Genomic DNA, 22,157 nt, shown 5'->3' with positions numbered 1-22,157 from the left:
ATGGCGGGCTGTCAGGGCTTTATCGAGCCTTACGTCCAAGGCCCGCCGGCCGTCCAACGGCGCTCGAACCCCTCGTCGAAGGCACAGGCATGGAGTGGCGGGAGAACGAACTCAGCAATGCCGATGATCGCAGCGGAGAAATTCGATGGCCGCAACAGAAGCGGTTCCCTTCCCACGAATGCCGACCATTGCCTCGCCTTCTCGTTGTCCTCGGCAAATGCCGCGCTCAATCCAAGTGGCGTCTCCCTCGGCAGTGGTGTGTTGCGACGTTCAAAGGTTGCTCGAATTGCCTGCGTCAGCAATTTGCCATCGAACTCGAAGAGCCGAGAGAGCGCCAACAGATCGTAAAAATCCTTCATGCGGCTGTTCGCACGGCCAAGCGCGACAATCGCCTGCAGTTTTTGGTGACCACGGCTTCCTTCGGATAAGCTCTCAGTCGAGGACCCTCGGCTGAAAGAAGCGACGGGAACTCCAGTTCCTGCGCCGCCGGTGTAATGGCGTCGCCAAAGCCGACGTCGACCTGCACAGGGATTCGGGTCCTTCCGAGAAATGCTGTCGTTTCACCCTGACGCCGCCATATTGCTGGTCCTCTCGGATCGGCTCGACACTCAGGCCGTCCGTGTCGAACACCAGTCCCTCATCTTCGGCCTCGATCTGGCAGATCGCTTCGAACACGGCCCTCATCGCCACTACGGCAGGATCGCCGAAGCCGAGAAGATCGAGGTCCTGCGTAGGGCGAAATGCGTCCTCAAGCCAGGCGGTGAACAACATCGCGCCTTTCAGGACGAACTGGTCGCGATGCGGGGAGATGCTGAGCCGATGGAGCAACCTCTCGATGGCATAGCGCCTCAGGATGAGCTGATAGTCCGTCTCCTTCTCCCGTGCGATGTCGCGTAGCCGGGCAAGGACGGATGCAGGAAGGTTGGACGGCCTATCCTTCATCGGCGACCACGCTTTCGAGATAGGGACGCACGACGCTCCAGATGCGCAGCGCCTGTGCATATCGGACAATGTCGTCGGGCATGGCCTTTCTGGACCGCCAGCCCATGCGCAGCGCTTCCATCGCGACGTCGAGGCCGACAGAGTTGCGGAAGCGGAAGCAGTCGACGATCGATTTGGCCGGATCGAAGATCCGGACAGGCACCGAATCGATGGAGTGGGTTTGAACGCCAAGGGTGAGTGCCTCCTCGCTGAAGCGAGCGACACCTATCGGCGGATAGCTGATCGCCGGCTTGCGATCCCTGGAGCCGACTGCGATCCAGACCCTTCGTGGAAGTTGCAGCGTGATCTCATGAAACTGGAGGGCCGATACGAGGCAGATCACGCCCTTCGGAACACGCGTTGCAACCTCTGCCAGGGAATGAGAAATGTCGACTTCCGCGCCTGCGAGTTCATAGAGCCCGCGCGAGGGGCGATAGAGGATGCCCTCGTCGACCAGGCGAGCAAGCGTGGCCGGATTGATGCCTCGGCGTTTCAGGTCCGACAGGCGCATGATGCCCTGGCGTTCGATCAGCTTCACCGCAAGGTCGCGCTGAGAGATTTCAACGGATTCGGCCATGTATCAAACCGTCGGCAATTGCATATAAGTTCCGACATTTTATTACACCAAACTAAGACCGATCGGCAAGCTGTCCCTCCCCGGTCCTACCAATAATGGCCTTTAGGCTCCGGTGGATCGCCGAGCGGATCATGCAGTTCATCGACTTCGGGAAAGAGCGACTTGCCCTTGAGTTCGACAGCCGCGGCATCGACCGTTGTCCGCCTCTCCAGATGGGCCAGCCGCTCTCTTGCCCAAATCAGCATACGGCCAAGCTCCGTGCTTGTCTCAGCGCTGACATGTGCAGGAAGCGAGGCAAGCCAGCTTCTGATATCGGCCGCTTCCCGCTGAAGCTTCACCAGTTTGCGGAGATAGTCGACGCGTGCCTGCTCACGTTCCTTTCGCTGCTTTGCCAGTTCGCGACGCCGAGCGAACTCGGCGCGCTGCCGCGCTTCTTCCTCGCGGCGCTCACGCTCGGTCCTGTTGTGGGTAAGAATGACCTTCAACCCCACAACGATGCTCTCGAACATGGATTCGACGGTCTGTGTCTTACCATCAGCCTAGGTCTTTCGCAGACCTTGTGCCCATCCATCGATCGCGAACACAAACTGGCCGGAATAGACCGTGTCGTATTCAGGCCATGGCTTTTCATATGGAAGAGACATGTAGAGGTTCCAGTTTCCCCGATCCTGGGCGCGACTACGCCGCTCCTGTTGGCGCTCATAGAGATCGCGCTCCTTGTCAGTCGGGATATGCGGTTCCCTTTTGCTGCGCTCTGCCAACGTGAATGTCACTTGATCCGAGCCGACTACGACCTTCATGCGCGGGCCATCCGGCTGCAATTCGAGACCATCCACTTCCAACGCAGTGGCGAGTGCATGAAGGAATGCGACCGCACGCTCAACGCGCTCGGCATGCACGATCACGCCGCACATGTCGGCACCTGTTGCCGACATAACGCCCGACGCATCAGGTTTTCCCTTAAGAAGCGCACGCGCCGTAGCAGCAATGGCGCGATGCGGTTTTTCTACCGGACCCGCTTGAATGGCTGCATCGCTCTCGGCTGCCTTCTCTCTGCGTTCGGCCCGTTCGACCTTGGCCTTTTTGAGCATATCGCGGGTCTCATCCGGCAATGCCGAAACCGTCGCGGCAATCTCAATGCGATCCAGTGAGGGGTCGTTCAACTCTCGATAGAGCGGCCGCTTGATTTTCTGACCCGCCGCAAGCCTTGCCCAATACCCGCGTGACGGACTGGGCACCCTGTGCCGCATGCAGATCTTGGCAAGGCCACGGTCGGAGATGCCGAACTCTTCTGCAAGCTTTTGAAGCGGCTTCGACCAGACCAGTTCGTAGAGTTCCCGCCGGGTGAAGGTTCGGATTTCAGATTTCATTTTTAAAGGTTATTCGAACGCCAATGTCGAGTTTGCTGGCAGATTGAGGGCCTCAGGTCAAAAGTTGGCCGCCGTCCAGAACCAGCGTCTGGCCTGTGATATATGCTGCCTCGTGTGAGGCCGAGTATGCAATGAGTTTCGCAACCTCATCTGCGCGACCGAGCCTGCGTAGCGGAATGTGCTTTTCAACGAGTTCCTGAAGGATCGCCTCAGGAGGCGCGTTGGTCAGGGCCGCAACCTGTCGCCGTCCCTCGAGCATTGTCTCAATCTCGCCTCGCGCGACGCAGTTAACAGTGATGGAGCGGGGCGCCTACTTAAGCGCCAGTGCCTGGACCAGTCCAGAAATAGTGGCTTTCGTCGCGCTATAGGTTGGAATATGCGGCTCTCCCCTAACTGTTCAGGGCGCTTTTTTTCGTGCTCCCATGTGCGTGGTTGGCCTGGGCATCGCGCGGTGGTCCCTTCAGGATTTCAGCATTGCCCCAGATCATGGTCATCCTTCGACGATGTCGTCATATTCCGGATGTCTAGCGTACTAAGCCGCCACAAATGGGCATCGAATGACGACCTTCCGGTTGCTGACCCTGATAAGGTCAAACATGCTCCTCACCAGGCGTGACCCGATTCCGCGCCCCGACAACTCCTGCGGAACCTCGGTGTGAATGAGCACCACACGGCCTTCCTCGACGCGGTAGTAGGCAGCGGCCGCGCCGCCGTCAACCGCGAGTTCGAAGCGATGCAATTCCGGGCGCTCGACAACTGCATTGCTCACGATTTCTTTGCCTCTCTTTGACGGGCGATTCCAAAAAATCATCTCTTCCGAGAAAGAATGATCGGTAAGATCACAGTTAGGTCATCCATGGGCATGCTCTTTGACAGATGCCAGAGGTTAGGCGCTTGGTTACCGATGCCTCTGCCACGTCGTTCCTCGCCTCTCTACCTATTCAACCAGACGAATTTCGCATTTCTCAATCCACAGGGCACGTTCGGTAATGACGCTCGGGCTTCCCTTCCTCAAACTGCCGGATCAGCAATATCAATTAATGCAATCGATTGCGTGGATGCCTATCATCGGCAGAAACCCGAGTCAAATGCCCTTTCGCAATCGATTGCACCTGCGGCTCTCGTCAATTATGTTCACGTGAATCACGAGGTCGGCATGCAAAAACGAAGGGTCACACTCAAGGATATTGCCCGGCACACGGGCGTCCACGCGTCGACTGTGTCAAGGGCCCTGGACCCGGTCGGATACACACTGCTTACCGATGAAGTCGCAAAGCGCGTGAGGACGGCAGCCGAAGAGCTTGGATACCGACCCAATCGAATTGCCGCCGGATTGCGCACCAGTCGCACGATGACGGTCGGCGTGATGATCCCGGACATCACGAACGTCATTTTCCCGCCCATCGTGCGGGGTATTGAAAACGTGCTCGAGCCGGTCGGATACGCTTCGATAATCGTCAACACGGACAGTGACGAGCAACGCGAGAGCCGCCTCGTCGACGTTCTGCGCGACAGAGGCGTCGATGGTATCATCCATGCAGCCGCATTCAGGAGCGACCCCTCGATAGCGAGGGCTGCTGAAGAGGGACTGCCGGTCGTCACACTGAACCGCAAAGTCGAGCCGTCGAATATCCCCTATGTCGTCAATGATGAAGAAGCCGGTATCTATGAGATGCTGCGGCATCTGCGGGATCTTGGCCACCGCGACATCGCCCATCTCGCAGGCCCGCAGGATCTCTCCACCGGCCAGGCCCGCCTGGCGGCATTCCGCCATGCAGCAAGCAAATTGGCTCTGACTTTCAATCCGAATCTGGTCGCCACCGCGAGCCGTTTCGACGAAGAGGAAGGCGCCCGTTGTGCCAGGAGCTTGCTGGACTCGAACCAGCAATTTACAGCCATACTTTGTGCGAATGATCGACTTGCGCTAGGGGCGATTGAAGAGCTCCGCCAGCGCGGCATTCGGTGTCCCGACGATGTCTCGGTGACGGGCTTCAACGACATGCCGTTTCTTGGTCTTATCAAGCCTCGCTTGACCACGGTGAGAATCCAGCAGTTTGAAGCTGGCCAGACGGTCGCCAGTATGCTGTTGCGCCTCATGAACCCAGCCACTGGCAACGACGTCCCATTGCAAACGGTTCTACCGGTTAGTCTTGTTGTCCGAGAAAGCACGGCGAAACCTGCTCCAAGGCCGTCCTGACAAGGCAGTTCCAGTCCGTAGCAGTCTCCCCTCTCCTTGCGAGGCAGTTGCGATTTCCGCATGTCTATTCAGGATGACTTGACGGGCTTCGAGCCCGCAAGGCCATGCCAACGCCCAGACGCATTCCGCAGAGAAATCGGCGGCCTGCGTTTCACGCTGAAGCGGTAGGCCAATAGTGGCGAGACAGCAAAAACGGAAAAAAGACGAGCCAGACATGCAAGATTGACTTGGCGACAAAGACTATGGTGCTCGCGGCACGTGAACTGTGCCGACGGTCCCCGGTCGCCCGCTATTTCCTCCAAAGGCGGAGCGGGCCTAGCGCGCCGCTCGTGAATTGAGTCAGGAAGCGCCCAGGCGCAAGGCGCAACCAGGAGAAAGACGTGCATCAGGATTTTTGCATGGACACGGGAGTCGGCGCCCATTTCGGGGTCGCGACCGCTCCGTTCATGTCGGTACGGCCGGTTGGCAATGCGCATTTCTCAGTGACCCACCTCTGCCGGCCGGCGCGCGCCGGCAATCTCCAGGCAATCCACCTACCGGCTCAGCCAGCCTATTTCATGATGCTCTACCTGCGCGATACCGATCATTGCGACATCGCGGCGGACGGCGTGGAGACGGTGGTGCGATGCTACAGGAAGGCCTCGGTCTGTCTGGTCGACTTGCGGGGCGGCGCGTCCATCCGGCTGCATAGCGATCTCGACGCGCTCGCTTTTCACCTGCCCTACGGGCTCTTCGCGAGGTCGGCAGCATCCCCCATGCACCTGAGGCCGTGCCGCTGCGGTGTCTGCGCGGCGCCGGCGATCAGATCATGTGGAACATCGGCTGCGCCCTGCTGCCGCTGTTCGAACACCAGGATGGCTCCGTCGACGCTGTGTTGCGCCCGGTGGCGGTCGCCGTCTGCGTCCACCTCGTCCAGCACTACCAGAGGAAGATGGCGGGCAGCAGCAAGGCGCCGCTCACGGAGTGGCAGGAGAAGGACGCCAAGGAGTTCATGGTCGACCATCTGCAGGAGGGCGTGGCAATTGCCGAGATCGCTGAAAAGATCGGAATGTCGTCTCCCGACTTCGTCGACGCCTTCGGATCAACGGTCGGCATCAGCCCCCAACGATGGCTCACCTTGCTCCGGATCCAGCGGGCCAAGGACTGCCTTGGCGACCGCCGACTGACGATCGCCGAAATTGCGGTGCGATGCGGCTTTGCCGATGAATTGCAATTCAAGAACGTGTTTCTCGACCAGACAGGAACGACGCCGCACGTTTGGCGGCGTGGCCTGTTTCATTGATCCGTATCGGTCCTGGAGTAGGGGCTGACTTGCTGGGAGGACCTTGCGATGAGTTCTGTCCTTTGTCGGGCTTTGCGATATCATTTCGCAACTCCGGACACCATCGGCACCCCAACTCCCGCCTATGCGACATCGGAAGGGACGGTTCGATGACTATGAACCCGCGAGTGGAGACGGCTGAGGAATTGCGGTCGACGCCTCGACCGGGTTATCTCTCACCGTCGACGACATCGAGATAACCCGCACCTTCCGCGAGGACCACGATCTCGGTCGCGCAGAGGCGGTGCCCTGCAGCGAGGCGTTCAACGTCATTGTACAACTGAAGAATTTCGAGCGACACAGGCTGTGGCGCGATGGCGAACTTGTTTTCGACGGCAGTCACCGCAGCGGCGATCTCGCAATCACCGACCTGCGATACCAGTGGCAGTGCGAGCACCTTACGCCCTTCGACAATGTGCGTTTCCGGATACCCTTTGCTGCGCTGCGATCCTTTGTTGAAGACGTTGGGCGGCCGGAATACCGGGCGCTGTCCTGCCCTCCAGGGACCAACGACGATGTGATGCTTGGCCTGGCGCGCGCGCTGCTTCCTTCGCTCGAGCACCCGCGGACGGCGCATCCTCTTTTCCTGGAGCAGATCAATCTGGCGATGTTGGCGCATCTGACCCAGATCTATGGCGGGGTGCATTTTCCCTCCAGCAAGAAAGGCGTCCTGGCTCGCTGGCAGGAGGAGCAGGCCACGGAATTTCTGGTCGCCCATGTCGGCGAGCCTTTTTCAATCGTCGAATTGGCGACGGCCTGCGAACTATCACGCAGCTATTTCATCAAGGCTTTCAAGGAGAGTTTCAGACGCACGCCGCATCGCTGGCTGACCGAATACAGGATCGCCCGAGCCAAGGATCTCCTCGGCTTCGACATGCCCATCGCCGAGATCGCCATCGCCTGCGGCTTCGCGGACCAGAGCCACATGACCCGCGTCTTCACCGATATTGTCGGTGTTTCGCCGGGACGTTTCCGCCGAAGTGCCCAGATCGTCCGGGGCAACACCGGCTGAGAAGGCTGGTGTTCGCCCCAGACCCGCAAAACGGAGGTGGCAACAGCGGGATATAGGCGACATTCTTTCGTCGTCTGCAGCTGCGGAGATGTATCTTCTGCACGAGCCGGCACGTGGAAGCCGCGGCGGAAACCTGCTTTGCCACTCGCGACGGCAAAGGTGTCCAAGACATGAGGCTTTCGTGCAATACAAGCACTCCCGTTCAAGCGACTGTCCTCCTGGCGCGGCCGCCGATCGGATCGCGCCTTCCTCCACGGCAACCCCTCGTGTTCTCGAAGAGCGGAGCCCGCTGGGGTTGAATGCAGGCTGAAAACGAGGGGAGCTGCATATGCCCGAAGCGGATGATCGGAGTCCAAACGGTGCCCTGGACGACCTCGGCTGTCCGCTGTCGAAATTGCGTAGCAGTCGGCAGATCGCTGGCGATTACGTGACATTTTACCGCAAGGCGTCGGATTCCGGCGCGATCGCACGCGTGGAAACACCAGCAACGAACCGGGGCTTCCTGATCGGGCTTTCGGCGACAGGCGGCCACAGGCGCAGCATCTTGACGGGAAAAACCGCGACCGTACACCATTTCGGTGAGAACAGTGTCTACATCCGCGACTTCGCCGAGCCTTACAAAGCCGATCTGCGCGGGCCTTTCGACTTCATCGTGCTGGAAGTCAGCAACGCGGCGCTCATGCGCATGTCGGATCGTGACGGCGTTTCGAACGACGCCGACCTGTCGCGCGGCGTGCATGAGGCCGATCGCGTCCTTGCGGGCCTGCTCGGCGCGCTCTTCTCCCAAGGCTGGCAACCGAACGAGCGAAGCGCACTGTTCGTCGACCAACTTTCAGTCGCGATCGGCGTCCACCTCCTGCAGAAATATGGCTGTCGGAAAACCATGGCGGCCGATCGGCGATATGGTCTGTCCTCGCGTCGTGTCGCAACAGTGGTAGAAATGATCGACAGCAAGCTGAACGGCGATTTCGCGGTCGATGACCTGGCCTCGGCCTGCAATCTTTCATCGGCGGTTTTTTTGCGCGCCTTTCGCGACACGACCGGCAAGACCCCGCACCAATGGTTGACGAAGAGACGTATCGAGAGGTCGCGCGGCCTGCTTCTCAACTCAAACCTGTCGCTTGGGGAGATCGCCCGAAGCTGTGGCTTCGCCGACCAGAGCCATTTCACGCGCGTCTTTGCCCGTGAAACAGGCGCACCTCCGGGGGCATGGCGGCGCAACCAGCGCTTCTGAATCGCATATCCGCTGGTCGGGGCGGCCCATCCTGTCGGGTTGCCTCTCCTTTTCGCGATACCGCTCTGGTCGCCGAGCGAACTGCGAATGCACGCGGGAAACGCCAGTCGCGACCGATGCCGCCTGCGTCAGCTCCTTTGTTCAAAACGCGATCGGAACCGACAAGCCGGACCGGCTGGTTTCTGAAAGGATAAGCGCCAGGACAGAGGAAAGCCTCCACTCTGTCCCGAACGCCCACAACAGGAATTTGGCATGACTGACACCGACCTAATTCACCTCTCGCGTCGGCAGGCCCTCGTGGCGGGCGCGACTGTTTCGCTCGCGATGGCCCTTCCCGCCTTCGCGAGCCAAAAAACCACCCCTGCTAACAACAAAGGAACTCGCTCCATGAATTCGAGCTACATCAAGACCAAGGACGGCGTGGAAATCTTCTACAAGGACTGGGGTCCGAAAGCAGCTCAGCCGATCGTGTTCCATCACGGCTGGCCGCTGTCGTCGGACGACTGGGACGCCCAGATGCTGTTCTTTGTCAACCAGGGCTTTCGCGTGATCGCCCATGACCGCCGCGGCCATGGACGTTCCTCTCAGGTCTCCGACGGTCACGACATGGACCACTATGCCGCCGACGCCTCGGCGGTGGTCGAGCATCTCGACCTGAAGAACACCGTTCACATCGGCCATTCCACCGGTGGCGGCGAAGTTGCCCGCTATGTTGCCAAGTTCGGCCAGCCGCAGGGCCGCGTCGCCAAGGCTGTCCTCGTCAGCGCCGTTCCGCCTATCATGGTGAAGACGGCATCCAACCCGGGCGGCCTGCCTATCGAGGCTCTCGATGGAGTCCGCGCCGGAGTCGCCGCCAACCGCGCCCAGTTCTTCCTGGATTTCGCCAGCGGCCCGTTTTACGGCTTCAACCGGCCGAACGCGAAGGTCTACCCGGGCGTCATCCAGAATTGGTGGCTTCAGGGCATGATGGGCAGCGCCAAGGCGCATTACGACGGCATCAAGGCCTTTTCGGAAACGGACCAGACCGAGGACCTCAAGAAGATCACGGTGCCGACGCTCGTCATGCACGGCGATGACGACCAGGTGGTGCCGATCGACGACTCGGCCAAGCTCTCCATAAAGCTGCTGAAGAATGGAACCCTGAAGATCTACCAGGGATATCCGCACGGTATGCTGACCGTCCACGCGGATGTCATCAACCCCGATCTCTTGGCCTTCATCAAAGGCTGATCGAGCAATTGACTGGCGGAGGCGTGGCGAAATTCCTTTCGCCACGCCTCGTCTTGCAGGCAATGGAGATTCGGCGGTAAGCCGGAATAGATCTTCGCGGAGACGAACATGGCGAGATTGCCCCTTCCCATCCTGCTGAGCTTCAATGGTGGCTATGTCGACACTGTCGGCTTCGTGGCGCTCGCCGGGCTGTTCACGGCTCATGTCACCGGCAACTTCGTGACCCTCGGGGCGTCGATCGCGCTCGGGACAGGCGGCGCGCTTTCCAAACTGCTGGCGCTGCCGGTCTTCTGTATCGTCATCCTGCTGGTGCGGCTCCTCAGCCAACGGCTCGAGCGTAGCCGCAAGCCCGTCATGACCGTTCTGCTGTGGTTGAAGCTCATCCACTTCATCATCGCCGCCACCTTTGCCCAGATCCACGGCCCTTTCGACGACGGCAACAGTCTCGCGGCGTTCGCCATTGGCATGGTCCTGGTATCGGCGATGGCGATCCAGAATGCCTTTCACCGTGTTCACCTGTCCAAGATGCCGCCCACGACACTCATGACCGGTACGACGACCCAGATCATGCTCGACCTGGCGGACCTGATTGGCGGGACGGCACCGGGCGATCTCAAGCCGGTCAAGGAGCGGCTCAAGCGGATGAGCGCCAGCGTCGTGGCTTTCGCGCTTGGCTGCGCTGCCGCGGCGGTCGCTTTCCTGCTGTCGCGGACCTGGTGCTTTGCCGTTCCGGTGGTCCTGGTCGCCTTGAGTTTCTTTGCACCTGTCGGCTCTCCCGAAGCGGCAAGCACCGCAGCGCCTGCGAATGCGGTCCACACCGAATAACAGGATCTGCCGCACATCTTGAAACAACGACAATCCGGCGGAAGAGACCTCCCGAGACGGTTGCCGACGACGACCCGCTGAACCCCGGGGCCGGTTCCAGTGGGCATGGAAACTCAATTTCAACCGAGGAGTATGGATAATGGAAGACAGCCTAAAATCGCGCGCTAGTGCGGCATTGCACACCCCATCAGGCCTTTCCAGCGAAGCAGTGCACGAGATTTCGGCCGCGGCGACGGTCCTGCTGGCCGACATATTCGCTCTCTATCTGAAGACCAAGAACTTCCACTGGCACATGTCAGGACCGCATTTCCGCGATTATCACCTGCTGCTGGACGATCAGGCTGACCAGATTCTGGCCATCACCGATCCGCTGGCCGAGCGGGTACGCAAGCTCGGCGGCACCACTATCCGCTCGATCGGCGACATCTCCCGCCGCCAGCGATTCCTGGACAACGACGCCGACTTCGTCCAGCCGCACCAGGCGCTGGCGGAACTGCGCGAGGACAACGGCACATTGGCCGCCCGCATGCGCGCCATGCACGATCTTTGCGATGAGTACGGCGACGTCGCCACCGCGAGCCTGCTCGAGAACTGGATCGACGAAGCCGAACAGCGGGTGTGGTTCCTGTTCGAGACTCTTCGCGCGTCGAACTGAGATCGTCGGTAGCGAGCCAGGCGTCGGAGATTCCCGTCTCTCCTCATGCGTCGGAGCATTTTGGCATCGGCACCGCCATGCTCCAGCTTTGCCAGCATGCCCCGATGACGATGAGATCGTCCGCGCGAGGCGGTGCCGAACAGCGTCCATCACCAAGCGAAATTTCCTAGCGCCTCGGCTCCTTGAATTCAGGCGCACTGGGAACAAGGAGGGCGATGATCGGCACCGTCGCGACGATTAGCCCAATCGAAACCAGTGCGTTGCCGGGCCCGATTGCCGCCAGTGCGGCAGGCATCGCGGCAAGCGCCAGAGGCGCCGCGCCGTAGGAGATCAGGAAGTCGATAGAGGAAACGCGCCCGAGCACTTCCTTCGGCACCTCGTTCTGGATTGCGGTGAACCAAGGGATGTTGAACAGCTCGATGCCGACGCCGCCCAGAAAATAGGCTGAAATGATCAGGATGGCTGAGTGCGTGGCAAGCGCGAGTGGCACAAGTCCAAAGAGCGCAAGGCCGCAGAAGGCGAGCGCACCCGGCCGTCGCATCCTGATGCTGCCCATCGCTATGCCACCGGCCAGGGCGCCGATGGAGTAGGCGCCAAGCGCGATGCCGATGAAGGCCTCGCCGCCCAGATGGGCGCGGCTGATCACCGGCAGCATGAGTTGCTGAACGCTGTTGCCAAGGCCGAGCCACACCAGCAACGCCGCCAAGCCGGCGACGAACCAGCGATGCCGGAACGCCTCGGCCAGGCCTGCACAGAAGTCAGCCACGATGTTGGTCCCGCGCACTCGGGTTGCCCGCTCGGAGGCAGGCAATCGCCTCTGCAAGGTGAGAGTGATCAATGCCGACAGAGCCCACAACACACCTGCCAGCTGCAGACCGAAGAAGGGCCCGAAGCGACCATGCAGGCCGACGGCAATCAGTGGCCCGATCGTGAGCGCTATTCGCATGCTGAGCGTCGTCAGCGCGTTTGCGCTCTGAAGTCGGTCACCGGGAACCAGATCGGCCATGCTTGCCTGGTAGGCGCTTCTGAATGTTCCTTCGCCCGCACCCGAGAAAAACAGGCAGCACGAGACGGCGAGGATGTTTGCGTGCAGGACCCAGGCAATGGCCAGCACGGCCAGGCCGCGCAGAGCCGAAGCACTTGAAAGTACCAGCTGGCGCGGCCAGTTGTCGGCGAAATAACCGCCGGCCACCGCGCCTGCGAGGAAACCGAATGTCCGCGCCGAGAGCGCTATGCCGAGATCGGCGATCCCATTCTCCCAGTCCAGTATCATCAGCGTAAGCGCTGTTGGAAGGATTGCTGTCGCGAGGACCGACGCGGAGTAGCTTAGCCAAAGCCCGGCGAATGCCCGGTCCCGCAGCGGTTGTACGATTTGCATGACAAAGTCTGCCTGTGTGATCGATTACGCGGAGGGTCAGGAATCCCGCAGCAGGCGGCCGAGGACGCGCGCGCCGAACGTCAGCGCATCGACGGGGATACATTCGTCGACCGCGTGGAACAGTCCCCACAGGTCGAAATCCGCCGGCACCTTCATCGGCACGAAGCCGTAACCGTTGATGCCGATCTTCGAGAGCAGCTTGTTGTCCGTGCCGCCCGGAAGGAGATAGGGAATCACCGTGCCCTCCGGATCCTCTGCCTCGATCGCGGCACGCATCTTGTCCATGAGCGGACCTTCGACCGGCGACTCGGTCGTCCAGCCGAATGTCCACTCGATGTCAGTTCCCGGCCCGACGATCTCGGTAACCTGTTTGACGAACTCATCCTTGGTGCCTGGCAGCACGCGCCCATCTATGACCGCCTCGGCGGTCGAGGGAATGACGTTGCGCTTGTAGCCGCCGTTGAGCATTGTCGGATTGGCGGTGTTGCGCAACGAAGCCCGGATCGTCGATGAGAAGAAGCCGAGCTCGTCGAGTTGCTCATCCAGTCTCTCGTCATCGAACTTCTTGCCGAGAAGTTTTTCCAGCCCTTCGATCAGCGCATTCAGATGCGGCGTCCGATGGATCGGGAATTTGTGGGTGCCGATACGCTCGACAGCCGCCGCAAGACGCGTGAGCGCGTTGTCCCCGTTGATCAGGGCGCCGTGACCGGCGGTTCCCCGTGCCGTGAGCTTCATTCGAGCCACGCCTTTTTCCGCAGTGGCGAGCGGATAGGCCCGCTTGCCGTTGGGCAATGTGATCGAGAATCCGCCCACTTCGCTGATGGCTTCCGAAGCGCCGTCGAACAGATGCCGCTCCTTCTCCGTAAGCCATTGCGAACCATAGACGCTGCCGTTCTCCTCGTCGGAGAACCACATGAAGATGATGTCGCGCTTGGGGATGAAGCGATCGCGCGCGAGCGAGCGCGCCAGCGCCACCATCAGGCCGGCCATGTTCTTCATGTCCACCGCGCCGCGGCCGTAGAGCATCCCGTCCTTTATTTCGCCGGCGAAGGGAGGCACAGACCATTCGGTCTCGTCCGCCGGCACAACGTCGAGATGGGCGTGCAGGATAAGCGCCGGCTGATCGTTGTCACTGCCCTTGATCCGGCAGACGACATTGCCGCGTCCGGGTGCCGGTTCGATATAGGTAGAGGCCAGACCGACCTCGCTCAGGCGGTCTCGAATGTAGGCCGCCGCGACAGCCTCGCCATCACCTATGGTCCGCGGATCTCCCGTGTTGACGGAACGGATACGAATGAGATCGCGGACGAAGAGGATGGCCTCGGTCTCAGTCTCGCTTGGAGATGCCGAAGGAATTGCCTGTGATTGCATGGAGAATGCCTCTTGGATTGACGGAGGTGCGCCGGCATGAACTGGTCGGCGCTTTAATCGGCGAGAGCGAGGTCAGAGAACCTTCGAGAGGAAGGCCCGCGTCCGCGCGTTACTCGGCTTTGCAAGAACCTCGCTGGGCATGCCCTTTTCGACGACCCGGCCCTGGTCCATGAAAACCACCGTGTCCGCCACCTCGCGTGCAAAGCCGATTTCATGGGTGACGACGACCATGGTCATGCCGATCCTGGCTAGGCCCTTCATCGCGTCCAGCACCTCGCCGACGAGTTCGGGGTCGAGCGCCGATGTCGGTTCGTCGAACAGCAACAGGTCAGGCTCCATGGCCATGGCGCGAGCGATGGCGACACGCTGCTGCTGCCCGCCGGAGAGCTGCGCCGGATATTGATGGGCCTTTTCGCGAAGCCCGACGCGATCAAGCAGCGAATAAGCCAGCGGCTCCGCTGCCTTGCGGGTCTGGCCTTTGACATGCACCGGTCCCTCGAGGATGTTCTCCAGCGCGGTCATATGCGGGAAGAGATTGAACCGCTGGAATACCATGCCGATATTGCGCCGCTGCGCGGCGATCGCCTTCGGCTTCAGGCAGTAGAGGCGGCCATTTTTCTCCTGATAGCCGATCAATTCGCCATTCACCCATATTCGCCCGGCGCCGATCGTCTCCAGATTGTTGATGCAACGCAGCAGGGTGGATTTACCGGAGCCGGACGGACCGAGCACGACACAGACTTCGCCGCGCTTGATCGTCAGACTGACATCATCGAGCGCCTGGAATTCGCCGAAGAATTTGTGAACGCCCCGGATGTCGACGCAGGGCGTCGCCGTGGATGCTTCTTGCGGGATCATTGGCTTTCCTTGGGCAGGATGGGCGCCGCGGTCCGGTCAACGCCCCGGCCGAAATAGCGTTCGAGATAGGACTGGCCCCACATCAGGATCGACGTGATCGTCAAGTACCAGAGACCCGCGACCACAAGCAGCGGGATCGGGAGGTAAAGCCGGTTCGAGATGGTGTTGGCGGCGAAGGTCAGATCGTAGGCGAACGGCACGGCAAGCACGAGGGACGTCGTCTTCAGCATGCCGATGGTTTCGTTGCCGGTCGGCGGGATGATCATGCGCATGGCCTGGGGAATGACGATGCGGAACAACGCTTTCATACGCCGCATGCCGAGCGCCTCGGCCGCTTCGGTCTGGCCCGCGTCCACCGCCTTGAAGCCGGCCCTGAAGATTTCGGCCAGATAGGCGGATTCGTTGAAGGCCAGGCCGGCGATCGCCGCGATGGCCGGCGTGAGCACGTCCTTGGTCTTGACACTGACGACGTCCCCGAACCCGGGCAGGCCGATCGAGATGCTTGGATAGAGGACCGCGAGCAGTCCCCAGAAGACCAGTTGCGTGTAGACCGGCGTGCCGCGGAAGAACCAGACCCAGAGCCAACTGATGGTGGAAAGCACTGGGTTCCCGGAATCGCGCATGATGACCAGTCCTGCCGCGATCGCGATGGAAAGAGCCATCGCCACTACGGTGAGCGCCAGCGTCCATCCCACACCGCGCACGATCTGCCGGTCGAAAAGATACTGGCTGACGACGTCCCAATGGAAGTTGGGATTGGTCGCCACACTGTGCGCGATGCCTACCGCGATGATCAGAAGCAATCCGGTCAAGGCCCATCGGCCGTAGTGGCGTACCGGCACGGGATCGTTAAGCGCAATCGAAGCATGTTTGCTGCGGCTCATGCTGTGCTTTCTTGTTTCGAATCGGGAAATGGTGCGGAGACGCAAGGCTTGACCTTTGCGTCTCCGCCAAGCGGGTTCATTCTTGAACTGCGGGGTTCACCTCGGCCTTGGCAACGGCGGCACTGCCAATCCCCCATTTCGCCAGGATCTTCGCATAGGTGCCGTCAGCGATCAGTCCGTTGATTGTGTCGGCCACAAGCTGAGCCCAGGCGGTCTGTCCCTTGGCGACGGCGATGCCGTTGGGAGAGGGATAGGTGATGGCGCCAATGGTCTCGAGCTGCCCATTGGTCTGTTTCACCGCGTAGCCGATATTCGTAGAACCGGCATAGACGGCCTCGACCGCGCCGTTGATCAGCCGGGTTATGAGATCTGTCTGCTTGGGCATCGACACGGTCTCGATTGCCGGCTTGCCGGCCGCGACGCAGGTGTCACTGAACACCTTGACGGCCTTCTCGCCGGTGGAGCCGGTCTGGACGCCGACAGTCTTTCCACAGGGCTCATCCGGGTTGAATTTCGCCGGATTCCCGCTCTGGATCGCCCACTGCTTGCCCGCATTGAAATAGCTGACGAAGTCGACGGCCTTGTAGCGCTCGTTGGTGATCGTGAAGGCGGAAATGCCGAGGTCGTAGCGCGGGCCGATTGCCGGCAGGATGCTGTCGAACTGTGCGGTCACGAACTCGAGCTTCAGCCCCAGCCTCTGGGCCATCGCCTTGGCAAGATCGACGTCGATCCCTTCAGGGGTCTGCCCATCCTCGCCGGCGAGGAATTCAGCCGGCGGATATGTCGTATCGGATCCAATCGACAGAACGCCCTTGGCGGCTATGTCCTGCGGCACGCGCGAGGCGAGCGCCGAATCCTTGGCGATGGTCGAAGCATCGAAATCGTCTGCCGCCCGCGCGTTCAGCGTGCAGATCGACAGGCTCGAAGCAAGGACCGCGACAGCGAAGCCGGATAGGATCGCCTGCTTGCTTTTCATGAACATGGTTTTTTGTTCCCTTGTCTGGAAGAACCTGCCAATCGCTTCGCTGTCTGCTTGTGGCGGCGTCGCTGGCATTGCCCCGATAGTATGGTTCGCCCCGGCCCGGACAATGGGATGCGCCTCATGAGATCATGCACCTGGCTTATGAAGTGTGGCCGCGATCAGCGCGATTCCATGAGCGCCGTTATGAAATCGCGTACCAGCAACGATTTCTGCTTGTCCGGCGGCAGAACCAGGAGAGTTCGGATCTGGACCGATGGTTCGAAGGGCTTCAGGACGATCCGCGACTTGTCCAGCGAGCTCAACACATACGGGCTCACCAGCCCGATGCCGATACCTTCTACAACAAGCGAGCATACGGTGGAGGCGTAGATGGTCTCGACGACGATGTTGAGCTTGACGCCGACCTGGGCAAGGATTGCTTCCAGGCGCTGCCGGGCACGATCCTCCGGGACATAGGCGATGAAAGGATGGCCGCTCAGGCTGCCGGCTTGATGACCGACCGTTCCGACAGCGGATGGCCGACGGGCATCGCGATCATCGCGTTGGGCGAAAGGAACAGCTGATGTGCGATCCCGGTGGTATCGATTTCATCAGCCGCCAGTCCGACATCGAACTGGCCTGACGCCACGAGATCCCGGACGTCGCGCGACAACAGCACATGGAAGGTGACGCTGATGTCGGGATGGTGCGCCCGGAAGCGCCCGATCGCCCGCGGCACCAGTGTCGAGCCCAGCAGCGAAAGCGAGGCGATCCTCAGCCTGCCGGTGCCCTGGTCGCGGATCCGGGCGGCCTCCGCCTTCACGGTGTCGAGGCCTCGAAACGAAGCCTCGACCGTCCGGTAAAGCTGCCATGCCTCCGGAGTGGGCAAGAGCCGTTGCCTTACCCTGTCGAAAAGTGAAAGCCCAGACTGCCTTCGAGCTCCACCAGGGCCCGGCTCGCCGCTGGCTGGGTGATGCCCAGAAGCTCAGCCGCCTTCGATGCCGTACCTGTCCGCATCACGGCGGCGAAGATTTCGAGCTGGCGGTAGTTCATCGGCCCGGACTTTATGTGAACATTGCAAGCGCCGCCAAGCGCCAAGATACAGGATGCGTCCGCCCTTCGACGAGAGCGGCAGTACGCTCCAAATGTCTGTCGGGGCCGAGGGTCCTCAAGCTCCGTCCGTGAATTGCTTGGCCGAGAGCTTGCTCAGCATGGCCGACAGATCCTGCCAGAGGTCCTGTTCGTCCTCGAGTCCGATGCAGATGCGCAGCACGGTGCCCTTCGAGGTCCAGGGCTTGACCGTTCTTTCATCCTTCAAGGCGGTCGTGGCGATCAAGCTGCGTGTTCCGCCCCAGGATGCGCCGATGGCGAAGATCTTCAGCTCGGTCATTGCCTTTTCCAGATTGGCCTCTGCCCCCGGCTTCAGCACCACGCTGAAGACACCCGATGAACCGCCAATGTCGCGCTTCCAGAATTCATGTCCGGGACAAGAAGGGAGTGCCGGGTGCAGGACTTGTTCGACGGCATCACTTTTCTGGAGCGCCTGCGCGAACTCCTCGGATACGCGACCGACATGGCGCAGCCACACCCCCATCGTCTCGATCCCACGCAGGGCCAGCGACACTTCGTCGGGGGACACGCCGATGCCCATGTCGCGCAGCACCAGCTTTATGCGCTGGCGCAGTTCAATGTCGGCCACCGTGATCGATCCAAGGAGCAGATCGGAATGGCCGCCAATATATTTGGTCAGCGCCTCGACCGCGAAATCGGCGCCGTGCTTGAGCGGCTTGAACAGCAGCGGCGAGGCCCAGGTATTATCGCAGGCGACAAGCGCGCCCCTGGCCTTCGCCGCCTGGATGATGGCCGGCACATCCTGAACCTCCATTGTTCCCGAGCCGGGTGACTCGATCCATATAAGCTTGGTGCGGTCGTCGATTTCAGCCGCAATGTCGGCGCCGATCTGGGGATCGTATACGCCATAGTCGATCCCGCGCGGCTTGAGGTAATCGGCGCAGAAATAGCGGACCGGCGAATAGACGTTGTCGGGGATCAGCACCCGCTCGCCGGGCATCAGGAAGGTGAGCAGAATCATCGAGGCGGCGGCTTGTCCCGACGGCACCAGCACGGTCCTCACGCCGCCATGCAGCAAGCTCAGTTGCGCTTCCAGCGTTCGTGTCGTGGGCGTGCCGTGAAGACCATAGGTGTAGCCATCGAAGCCGCGCTTGCCGCGATTGGAGAATGACTTCGCGTCCGGATAGACAATCGTCGATGCCCTATAGGTGGGCACGGCAAGGCTCGCAAAACCTTCCTGGGAAACGACGGGGTGATGAACGCAACGTGTCAGATCTTGCATCGTAAATTCCTCTGGAACTGGTCGATGGATAGACCAGACCAGAGGATGCGAACAGCAAAGGTGGGGTATGAGTTCATAACCGACGCTTATAGGGATGACGTGTCTGCTTGGAATGCGCTGGCACGTGCCGGAAGACGCAACGAATTTTCGTTCAGCACAAATCGACAGGTCGGCAGATGTCATCTTCCGCCGGTCCGCAGTGGGTGGACCGACCGCCCCATCATTGAGCGAATGCCTGCCGGATGCGAGCCGGCGTGAACGGAAGCTGCCGCAGCCTCTGGCCGCAGGCATCGCGGATAGCGTTTGCGAGTGCCGCGCCCATCGGGCCCTGCGCGGCTTCGGCCACGCCGAGAAAAGGGGCGCCAGGCCTGTCTATGATCGCAACGTCAACCCTCTCGGGTACACTGGAGAACCTAAGGATCGGATAGGACGACCAGTCGTACGAGGTGATGCGCCTGCGATCGAATGTGACTTGCTCAAAAAGCGTCCAGCTTGCGGACTGGACGATGCCTCCCTCGATCTGGTTCCTAATGCCGTCAGGGTTGACGACCTCACCGGTGTCCACGGCGACGTTGACGCGGCGGATGCGGACGTCGCCCGCTTCCGGATCGATGAATATCTCCAACGCAATGGCGCAATAGGCCTCCAGGTTCTTGTATTGGGCAAAACCGAAACCGTAACCGCCTCCGCTGGGAAGCGGTGGGCGCCTGCTCCAGCCGAGGTCGGCGGCCGCTTTCTCCACCACGGCCCGAGCACGATCTTCCTCGAGAAAACGCAGGCGGAAGTCGACCGGATCCTGTCCCGACGCGTGGGCCAGGTCGTCCATCGTGCTTTCGATCGACAGAACGTTGAGATAGCCGCCCAGGGAGCGCATCGAGGATCCGCGCAAGGGCATCTCGGGCAGGAAATGGGTGACCACCTTTGAATTCGGGAAGCGATAGAGCGGGATCGCGTTGCGGTCGCCGCCGCCCTCCGGCTGCGCAACCTCGATGGGCGGAGGCGGCGGGGCCGGATCGCTCTTGTCGCGCGCGGCCAGCAGCGTGCCCGGCTGCCCGGGCCGCATCATGTGGGATTGGCTCCATACATCATAGTGCCAGTCCGCGATGGCTCCCGCATCGTCTACCACCGCGCGCACCGACGTCACCATGCCTGGTCCGAAGGGCTCCCAGGAGTGCTCCTGCTCGCGCATCCATTGCACGCGCACCGGCCGGCCCGGCACGGCCATCGCTATCAGCGCCGCATCGGCTCCCACATCGTCGGCGCCATTGTGCCCGTAGCAGCCGGAACCTTCCGTATGAATGCATCGCACCTTGTCGAGCGGCAGCTTCAGCATGCCGGCAATGGCCTGACGCAACGGATACACTCCCTGTGTATGCGTCCAGACCGTCACCGCCCCGTCGCCGGCTTCGGCGATGGCACAGGACGGGCCGATCGAGCCATGGGCCAAATAGGGCCTGACGAAGCGCCCCTCGACGACCTTGCCTGATGCGCCGGGCTTGCCGGTATCAAGGATGACGGTGTCATGCGAGGGCAGCGCCGTGAGCGCGTCCGCCAGCTTCGTGCTGTCAGGCAATTCAGCCTCTTCGTGCCAGGCTGCGACTGTCGAAAGACGGCGCATTGCCTGAATAGCCGTCCATTCATCGACAGCGACGACGGCAAGGAAATTGCGATCGCGAAGGACCTTCAAGACGCCGGGCATCGCTTCAACGGAAGCGGAATCGAGCTGGATGATGCCGGCCCCGTAACTCGGCGGCCGGATCATCCGGGCGTGCACCATGCCCTCCGGGCGGCGATCCTGAACATAGGCCTCGCCTCCGGCGACCTTCCCCGGGATGTCGACCCTCGCAACCGAGCGGTTCATCACGGTGAATTCGGAAGTGGCGGTCAGCTTCGAGGTCGGTTGGGCCTCGACCTCCAGAAGCTCGGCGCTGACCAGGTCGCCATAGCTTACGCGGAGGCCGTTCGCACCCACGACCGCACCATCGGCCGCATGAAGTGTCTCGGCTGGAACCGACAGCCGGCACGCTGCCTCCTGGATCAGAATCTCGCGCACCTGCGCGGCCGCATTGCGGATCGCGGTGCCAGAATCCTGCATTGAGTGGCTGCCGGCGGTGTAGCCCTCGTTGGCGGTCCGGCCAGTGTCGGCCGTCACCAGCGTGAGCCGGTCGAAGGGGATCTTGAGTTCCTCCGCCGCGATCTGGAGGATCGCGGTCCTGAGGCCCTGGCCGAGTTCGGCCTTGCCAGTCAGGATGGTGACGGCCCCGGCTGCGTCGATACGGATCCAGGCGTTGAGCCGTGGCGTGCCCTCAAGGCTGCCAGGGAGCTTGCGCTTCGGCGAAATATCGCCCTGCCCGGCCGCCGTCTGGGCCCACGCGCCGGACAGGCTGAACGCCAGCGTGAGGGCGCCTGCTCCCGAAAGGACGGCGCGCCTCGACAGCATCGTGCTCATGAGCGGCCTCCCGTCCCGGCCGGCGTGGCTTGTTCCACCAGGCGATCGGCTGCGCGGCGGATCGCCCGCAGGATGCGCATGTGCGTGCCGCAGCGGCAGAGATGCGGCTCCAACGCCTCACGGATCTGACGATCCGAGACGCGCGGATTGCGCTGGAGCAACGCCTGCGCACGCATCATCATGCCCGGAATGCAGTAGCCGCACTGGACCGCCTGCTCGTCGATGAAGGCCTGCTGCAGGACGCCGGGCTTCTCCCTGGAGCCGAGCCCTTCGAGCGTCGTCACGGCACGCCCCTCGACCAGTTCGACCGGCGTGACGCAGGAAAACACGGCCTCGCCCTCGACGATGACGGTACAGGCACCACATTGGCCGAGGCCGCAACCGAATTTGGCCGCGTTGAGTTTCAGCTCGTTGCGCAACATGTAAAGGAGCGGCGTGTCGGGCGCGGACTGGACCATGTGGGGCGTGCCGTTGATCGTCACAGTAGCCATCATATCCTCC

The 22,157-nt window shown here is 61.4% G+C and carries 22 protein-coding genes and 1 pseudogene; 7 read left to right on the top strand and 16 right to left on the bottom strand.

The features are described from left to right. Positions 1 to 29 precede the first annotated feature (29 nt). The 6 genes from FJ957_RS21840 to FJ957_RS21810 all read right to left on the bottom strand — a co-directional run bounded on the left by FJ957_RS21840 (position 30) and on the right by FJ957_RS21810 (position 3,697). A complete protein-coding gene (locus FJ957_RS21840) occupies positions 30 to 398 on the bottom strand; it encodes a nucleotidyl transferase AbiEii/AbiGii toxin family protein (protein ID WP_348642568.1) in 369 nt (122 codons plus the stop codon). Between the two features lie 34 nt (positions 399 to 432). Next, the gene (locus tag FJ957_RS21835; RefSeq protein WP_181180660.1) at positions 433 to 942 is read right to left on the bottom strand and encodes a nucleotidyl transferase AbiEii/AbiGii toxin family protein; all 510 of its coding nucleotides are present in this window, start codon (positions 940 to 942) and stop codon (positions 433 to 435) included. Further along, on the bottom strand, positions 932 to 1,519 hold the full coding sequence (locus FJ957_RS21830) for a type IV toxin-antitoxin system AbiEi family antitoxin domain-containing protein (protein WP_246685917.1): 588 nt from the start codon (positions 1,517 to 1,519) through the stop codon (positions 932 to 934). The genes FJ957_RS21835 and FJ957_RS21830 overlap by 11 nt, the downstream gene beginning before the upstream one ends. Before the next feature lie 125 nt (positions 1,520 to 1,644). Next, positions 1,645 to 2,067 (bottom strand): hypothetical protein, encoded by a 423-nt coding sequence (locus FJ957_RS21825; RefSeq protein WP_140834910.1) that lies wholly within the window; start codon positions 2,065 to 2,067, stop codon positions 1,645 to 1,647. A 30-nt stretch (positions 2,068 to 2,097) separates the two neighbouring features. Next, the gene (locus FJ957_RS21820) at positions 2,098 to 2,928 is read right to left on the bottom strand and encodes a hypothetical protein (RefSeq protein WP_140834909.1); all 831 of its coding nucleotides are present in this window, start codon (positions 2,926 to 2,928) and stop codon (positions 2,098 to 2,100) included. 532 nt (positions 2,929 to 3,460) lie between these two features. Continuing rightward, positions 3,461 to 3,697: a GNAT family N-acetyltransferase gene (locus FJ957_RS21810; RefSeq protein ID WP_246685916.1), complete on the bottom strand. Its 237-nt coding sequence runs from the start codon at positions 3,695 to 3,697 to the stop codon at positions 3,461 to 3,463. Between the two features lie 135 nt (positions 3,698 to 3,832). Between FJ957_RS21810 and FJ957_RS21805 the strand changes: the two genes are divergently transcribed. The 7 genes from FJ957_RS21805 (at position 3,833) to FJ957_RS21775 (ending at position 11,402) form a co-directional block, all read left to right on the top strand. Further along, complete coding sequence (locus tag FJ957_RS21805) at positions 3,833 to 5,125, top strand: LacI family DNA-binding transcriptional regulator (RefSeq protein ID WP_246685915.1); 1,293 nt, start codon at positions 3,833 to 3,835, stop codon at positions 5,123 to 5,125. Positions 5,126 to 5,933: 808 nt separating this feature from the next. Further along, positions 5,934 to 6,407, top strand: coding sequence for an AraC family transcriptional regulator (locus FJ957_RS32345; protein ID WP_246685914.1), 474 nt, complete (start codon positions 5,934 to 5,936; stop codon positions 6,405 to 6,407). A gap of 184 nt (positions 6,408 to 6,591) precedes the next feature. Continuing rightward, the gene (locus tag FJ957_RS32525; protein WP_140834907.1) at positions 6,592 to 7,458 is read left to right on the top strand and encodes an AraC family transcriptional regulator; all 867 of its coding nucleotides are present in this window, start codon (positions 6,592 to 6,594) and stop codon (positions 7,456 to 7,458) included. Positions 7,459 to 7,786: 328 nt separating this feature from the next. Next, positions 7,787 to 8,692 (top strand): AraC family transcriptional regulator, encoded by a 906-nt coding sequence (locus FJ957_RS21790; protein WP_140834906.1) that lies wholly within the window; start codon positions 7,787 to 7,789, stop codon positions 8,690 to 8,692. 252 nt (positions 8,693 to 8,944) lie between these two features. Further along, positions 8,945 to 9,922, top strand: a complete 978-nt coding sequence (locus FJ957_RS21785) for an alpha/beta hydrolase (RefSeq protein WP_140834905.1) — start codon at positions 8,945 to 8,947, stop codon at positions 9,920 to 9,922. 108 nt (positions 9,923 to 10,030) lie between these two features. Continuing rightward, positions 10,031 to 10,747, top strand: a complete 717-nt coding sequence (locus FJ957_RS21780; RefSeq protein WP_140834904.1) for a DUF1275 family protein — start codon at positions 10,031 to 10,033, stop codon at positions 10,745 to 10,747. Between the two features lie 139 nt (positions 10,748 to 10,886). Continuing rightward, on the top strand, positions 10,887 to 11,402 hold the full coding sequence (locus FJ957_RS21775) for a DNA starvation/stationary phase protection protein (protein WP_140834903.1): 516 nt from the start codon (positions 10,887 to 10,889) through the stop codon (positions 11,400 to 11,402). 166 nt (positions 11,403 to 11,568) lie between these two features. Here the strand turns inward: FJ957_RS21775 and FJ957_RS21770 are convergent, their stop codons facing one another. The 10 genes and pseudogenes from FJ957_RS21770 to FJ957_RS21730 all read right to left on the bottom strand — a co-directional run bounded on the left by FJ957_RS21770 (position 11,569) and on the right by FJ957_RS21730 (position 22,147). Next, positions 11,569 to 12,780 carry an MFS transporter gene (locus tag FJ957_RS21770; RefSeq protein WP_140834902.1) on the bottom strand — a complete coding sequence of 404 codons (1,212 nt, stop codon included), beginning with the start codon at positions 12,778 to 12,780 and terminating at the stop codon, positions 11,569 to 11,571. A gap of 36 nt (positions 12,781 to 12,816) precedes the next feature. Then, positions 12,817 to 14,151 carry a M20/M25/M40 family metallo-hydrolase gene (locus FJ957_RS21765; protein ID WP_140834901.1) on the bottom strand — a complete coding sequence of 445 codons (1,335 nt, stop codon included), beginning with the start codon at positions 14,149 to 14,151 and terminating at the stop codon, positions 12,817 to 12,819. A gap of 72 nt (positions 14,152 to 14,223) precedes the next feature. Beyond that, positions 14,224 to 15,009: an amino acid ABC transporter ATP-binding protein gene (locus FJ957_RS21760; protein WP_140834900.1), complete on the bottom strand. Its 786-nt coding sequence runs from the start codon at positions 15,007 to 15,009 to the stop codon at positions 14,224 to 14,226. Then, positions 15,006 to 15,893, bottom strand: a complete 888-nt coding sequence (locus FJ957_RS21755; protein ID WP_140834899.1) for an amino acid ABC transporter permease — start codon at positions 15,891 to 15,893, stop codon at positions 15,006 to 15,008. The genes FJ957_RS21760 and FJ957_RS21755 overlap by 4 nt, the downstream gene beginning before the upstream one ends. Before the next feature lie 76 nt (positions 15,894 to 15,969). Beyond that, the gene (locus FJ957_RS21750; RefSeq protein WP_181180659.1) at positions 15,970 to 16,875 is read right to left on the bottom strand and encodes an ABC transporter substrate-binding protein; all 906 of its coding nucleotides are present in this window, start codon (positions 16,873 to 16,875) and stop codon (positions 15,970 to 15,972) included. Positions 16,876 to 17,033: 158 nt separating this feature from the next. Continuing rightward, positions 17,034 to 17,593 (bottom strand): annotated as a pseudogene (locus tag FJ957_RS32330) (LysR substrate-binding domain-containing protein). A 161-nt stretch (positions 17,594 to 17,754) separates the two neighbouring features. Continuing rightward, positions 17,755 to 17,907, bottom strand: a complete 153-nt coding sequence (locus tag FJ957_RS32325; RefSeq protein ID WP_246685911.1) for a LysR family transcriptional regulator — start codon at positions 17,905 to 17,907, stop codon at positions 17,755 to 17,757. Positions 17,908 to 18,022: 115 nt separating this feature from the next. Then, the gene (locus tag FJ957_RS21740; RefSeq protein ID WP_140835029.1) at positions 18,023 to 19,207 is read right to left on the bottom strand and encodes a PLP-dependent transferase; all 1,185 of its coding nucleotides are present in this window, start codon (positions 19,205 to 19,207) and stop codon (positions 18,023 to 18,025) included. 220 nt (positions 19,208 to 19,427) lie between these two features. Beyond that, entirely contained in the window at positions 19,428 to 21,656 is a 2,229-nt protein-coding gene (locus FJ957_RS21735; protein WP_140834897.1) for a molybdopterin cofactor-binding domain-containing protein, read from the bottom strand. Further along, a complete protein-coding gene (locus FJ957_RS21730) occupies positions 21,653 to 22,147 on the bottom strand; it encodes a (2Fe-2S)-binding protein (RefSeq protein WP_140834896.1) in 495 nt (164 codons plus the stop codon). Before FJ957_RS21730 ends, FJ957_RS21735 begins: the two co-directional genes overlap by 4 nt. Positions 22,148 to 22,157 lie beyond the last annotated feature (10 nt).

The sequence above is a fragment of the Mesorhizobium sp. B2-4-6 genome (genome assembly GCF_006442775.1).
Lineage (GTDB): Bacteria > Pseudomonadota > Alphaproteobacteria > Rhizobiales > Rhizobiaceae > Mesorhizobium.
Note: the sequence above shows the minus strand (reverse complement) of the source record. Positions and strands in the feature narration are given on the sequence as shown.

Bases quoted from the DNA above. Each gene is read 5' to 3' on its own strand.
- FJ957_RS21835 (WP_181180660.1), bottom strand. From the start codon at position 942: ATGAAGGATAGGCCGTCCAACCTTCCTGCATCCGTCCTTGCCCGGCTA.
- FJ957_RS21825 (WP_140834910.1), bottom strand. From the start codon at position 2,067: ATGTTCGAGAGCATCGTTGTGGGGTTGAAGGTCATTCTTACCCACAAC.
- FJ957_RS21820 (WP_140834909.1), bottom strand. From the start codon at position 2,928: ATGAAATCTGAAATCCGAACCTTCACCCGGCGGGAACTCTACGAACTG.
- FJ957_RS21805 (WP_246685915.1), top strand. From the start codon at position 3,833: ATGCCTCTGCCACGTCGTTCCTCGCCTCTCTACCTATTCAACCAGACG.
- FJ957_RS32345 (WP_246685914.1), top strand. From the start codon at position 5,934: ATGTGGAACATCGGCTGCGCCCTGCTGCCGCTGTTCGAACACCAGGAT.
- FJ957_RS21790 (WP_140834906.1), top strand. From the start codon at position 7,787: ATGCCCGAAGCGGATGATCGGAGTCCAAACGGTGCCCTGGACGACCTC.
- FJ957_RS21785 (WP_140834905.1), top strand. From the start codon at position 8,945: ATGACTGACACCGACCTAATTCACCTCTCGCGTCGGCAGGCCCTCGTG.
- FJ957_RS21780 (WP_140834904.1), top strand. From the start codon at position 10,031: ATGGCGAGATTGCCCCTTCCCATCCTGCTGAGCTTCAATGGTGGCTAT.
- FJ957_RS21775 (WP_140834903.1), top strand. From the start codon at position 10,887: ATGGAAGACAGCCTAAAATCGCGCGCTAGTGCGGCATTGCACACCCCA.
- FJ957_RS21770 (WP_140834902.1), bottom strand. From the start codon at position 12,780: ATGCAAATCGTACAACCGCTGCGGGACCGGGCATTCGCCGGGCTTTGG.
- FJ957_RS21765 (WP_140834901.1), bottom strand. From the start codon at position 14,151: ATGCAATCACAGGCAATTCCTTCGGCATCTCCAAGCGAGACTGAGACC.
- FJ957_RS21760 (WP_140834900.1), bottom strand. From the start codon at position 15,009: ATGATCCCGCAAGAAGCATCCACGGCGACGCCCTGCGTCGACATCCGG.
- FJ957_RS21755 (WP_140834899.1), bottom strand. From the start codon at position 15,893: ATGAGCCGCAGCAAACATGCTTCGATTGCGCTTAACGATCCCGTGCCG.
- FJ957_RS21750 (WP_181180659.1), bottom strand. From the start codon at position 16,875: ATGTTCATGAAAAGCAAGCAGGCGATCCTATCCGGCTTCGCTGTCGCG.
- FJ957_RS32325 (WP_246685911.1), bottom strand. From the start codon at position 17,907: ATGAACTACCGCCAGCTCGAAATCTTCGCCGCCGTGATGCGGACAGGT.
- FJ957_RS21740 (WP_140835029.1), bottom strand. From the start codon at position 19,207: ATGCAAGATCTGACACGTTGCGTTCATCACCCCGTCGTTTCCCAGGAA.
- FJ957_RS21735 (WP_140834897.1), bottom strand. From the start codon at position 21,656: ATGAGCACGATGCTGTCGAGGCGCGCCGTCCTTTCGGGAGCAGGCGCC.
- FJ957_RS21730 (WP_140834896.1), bottom strand. From the start codon at position 22,147: ATGGCTACTGTGACGATCAACGGCACGCCCCACATGGTCCAGTCCGCG.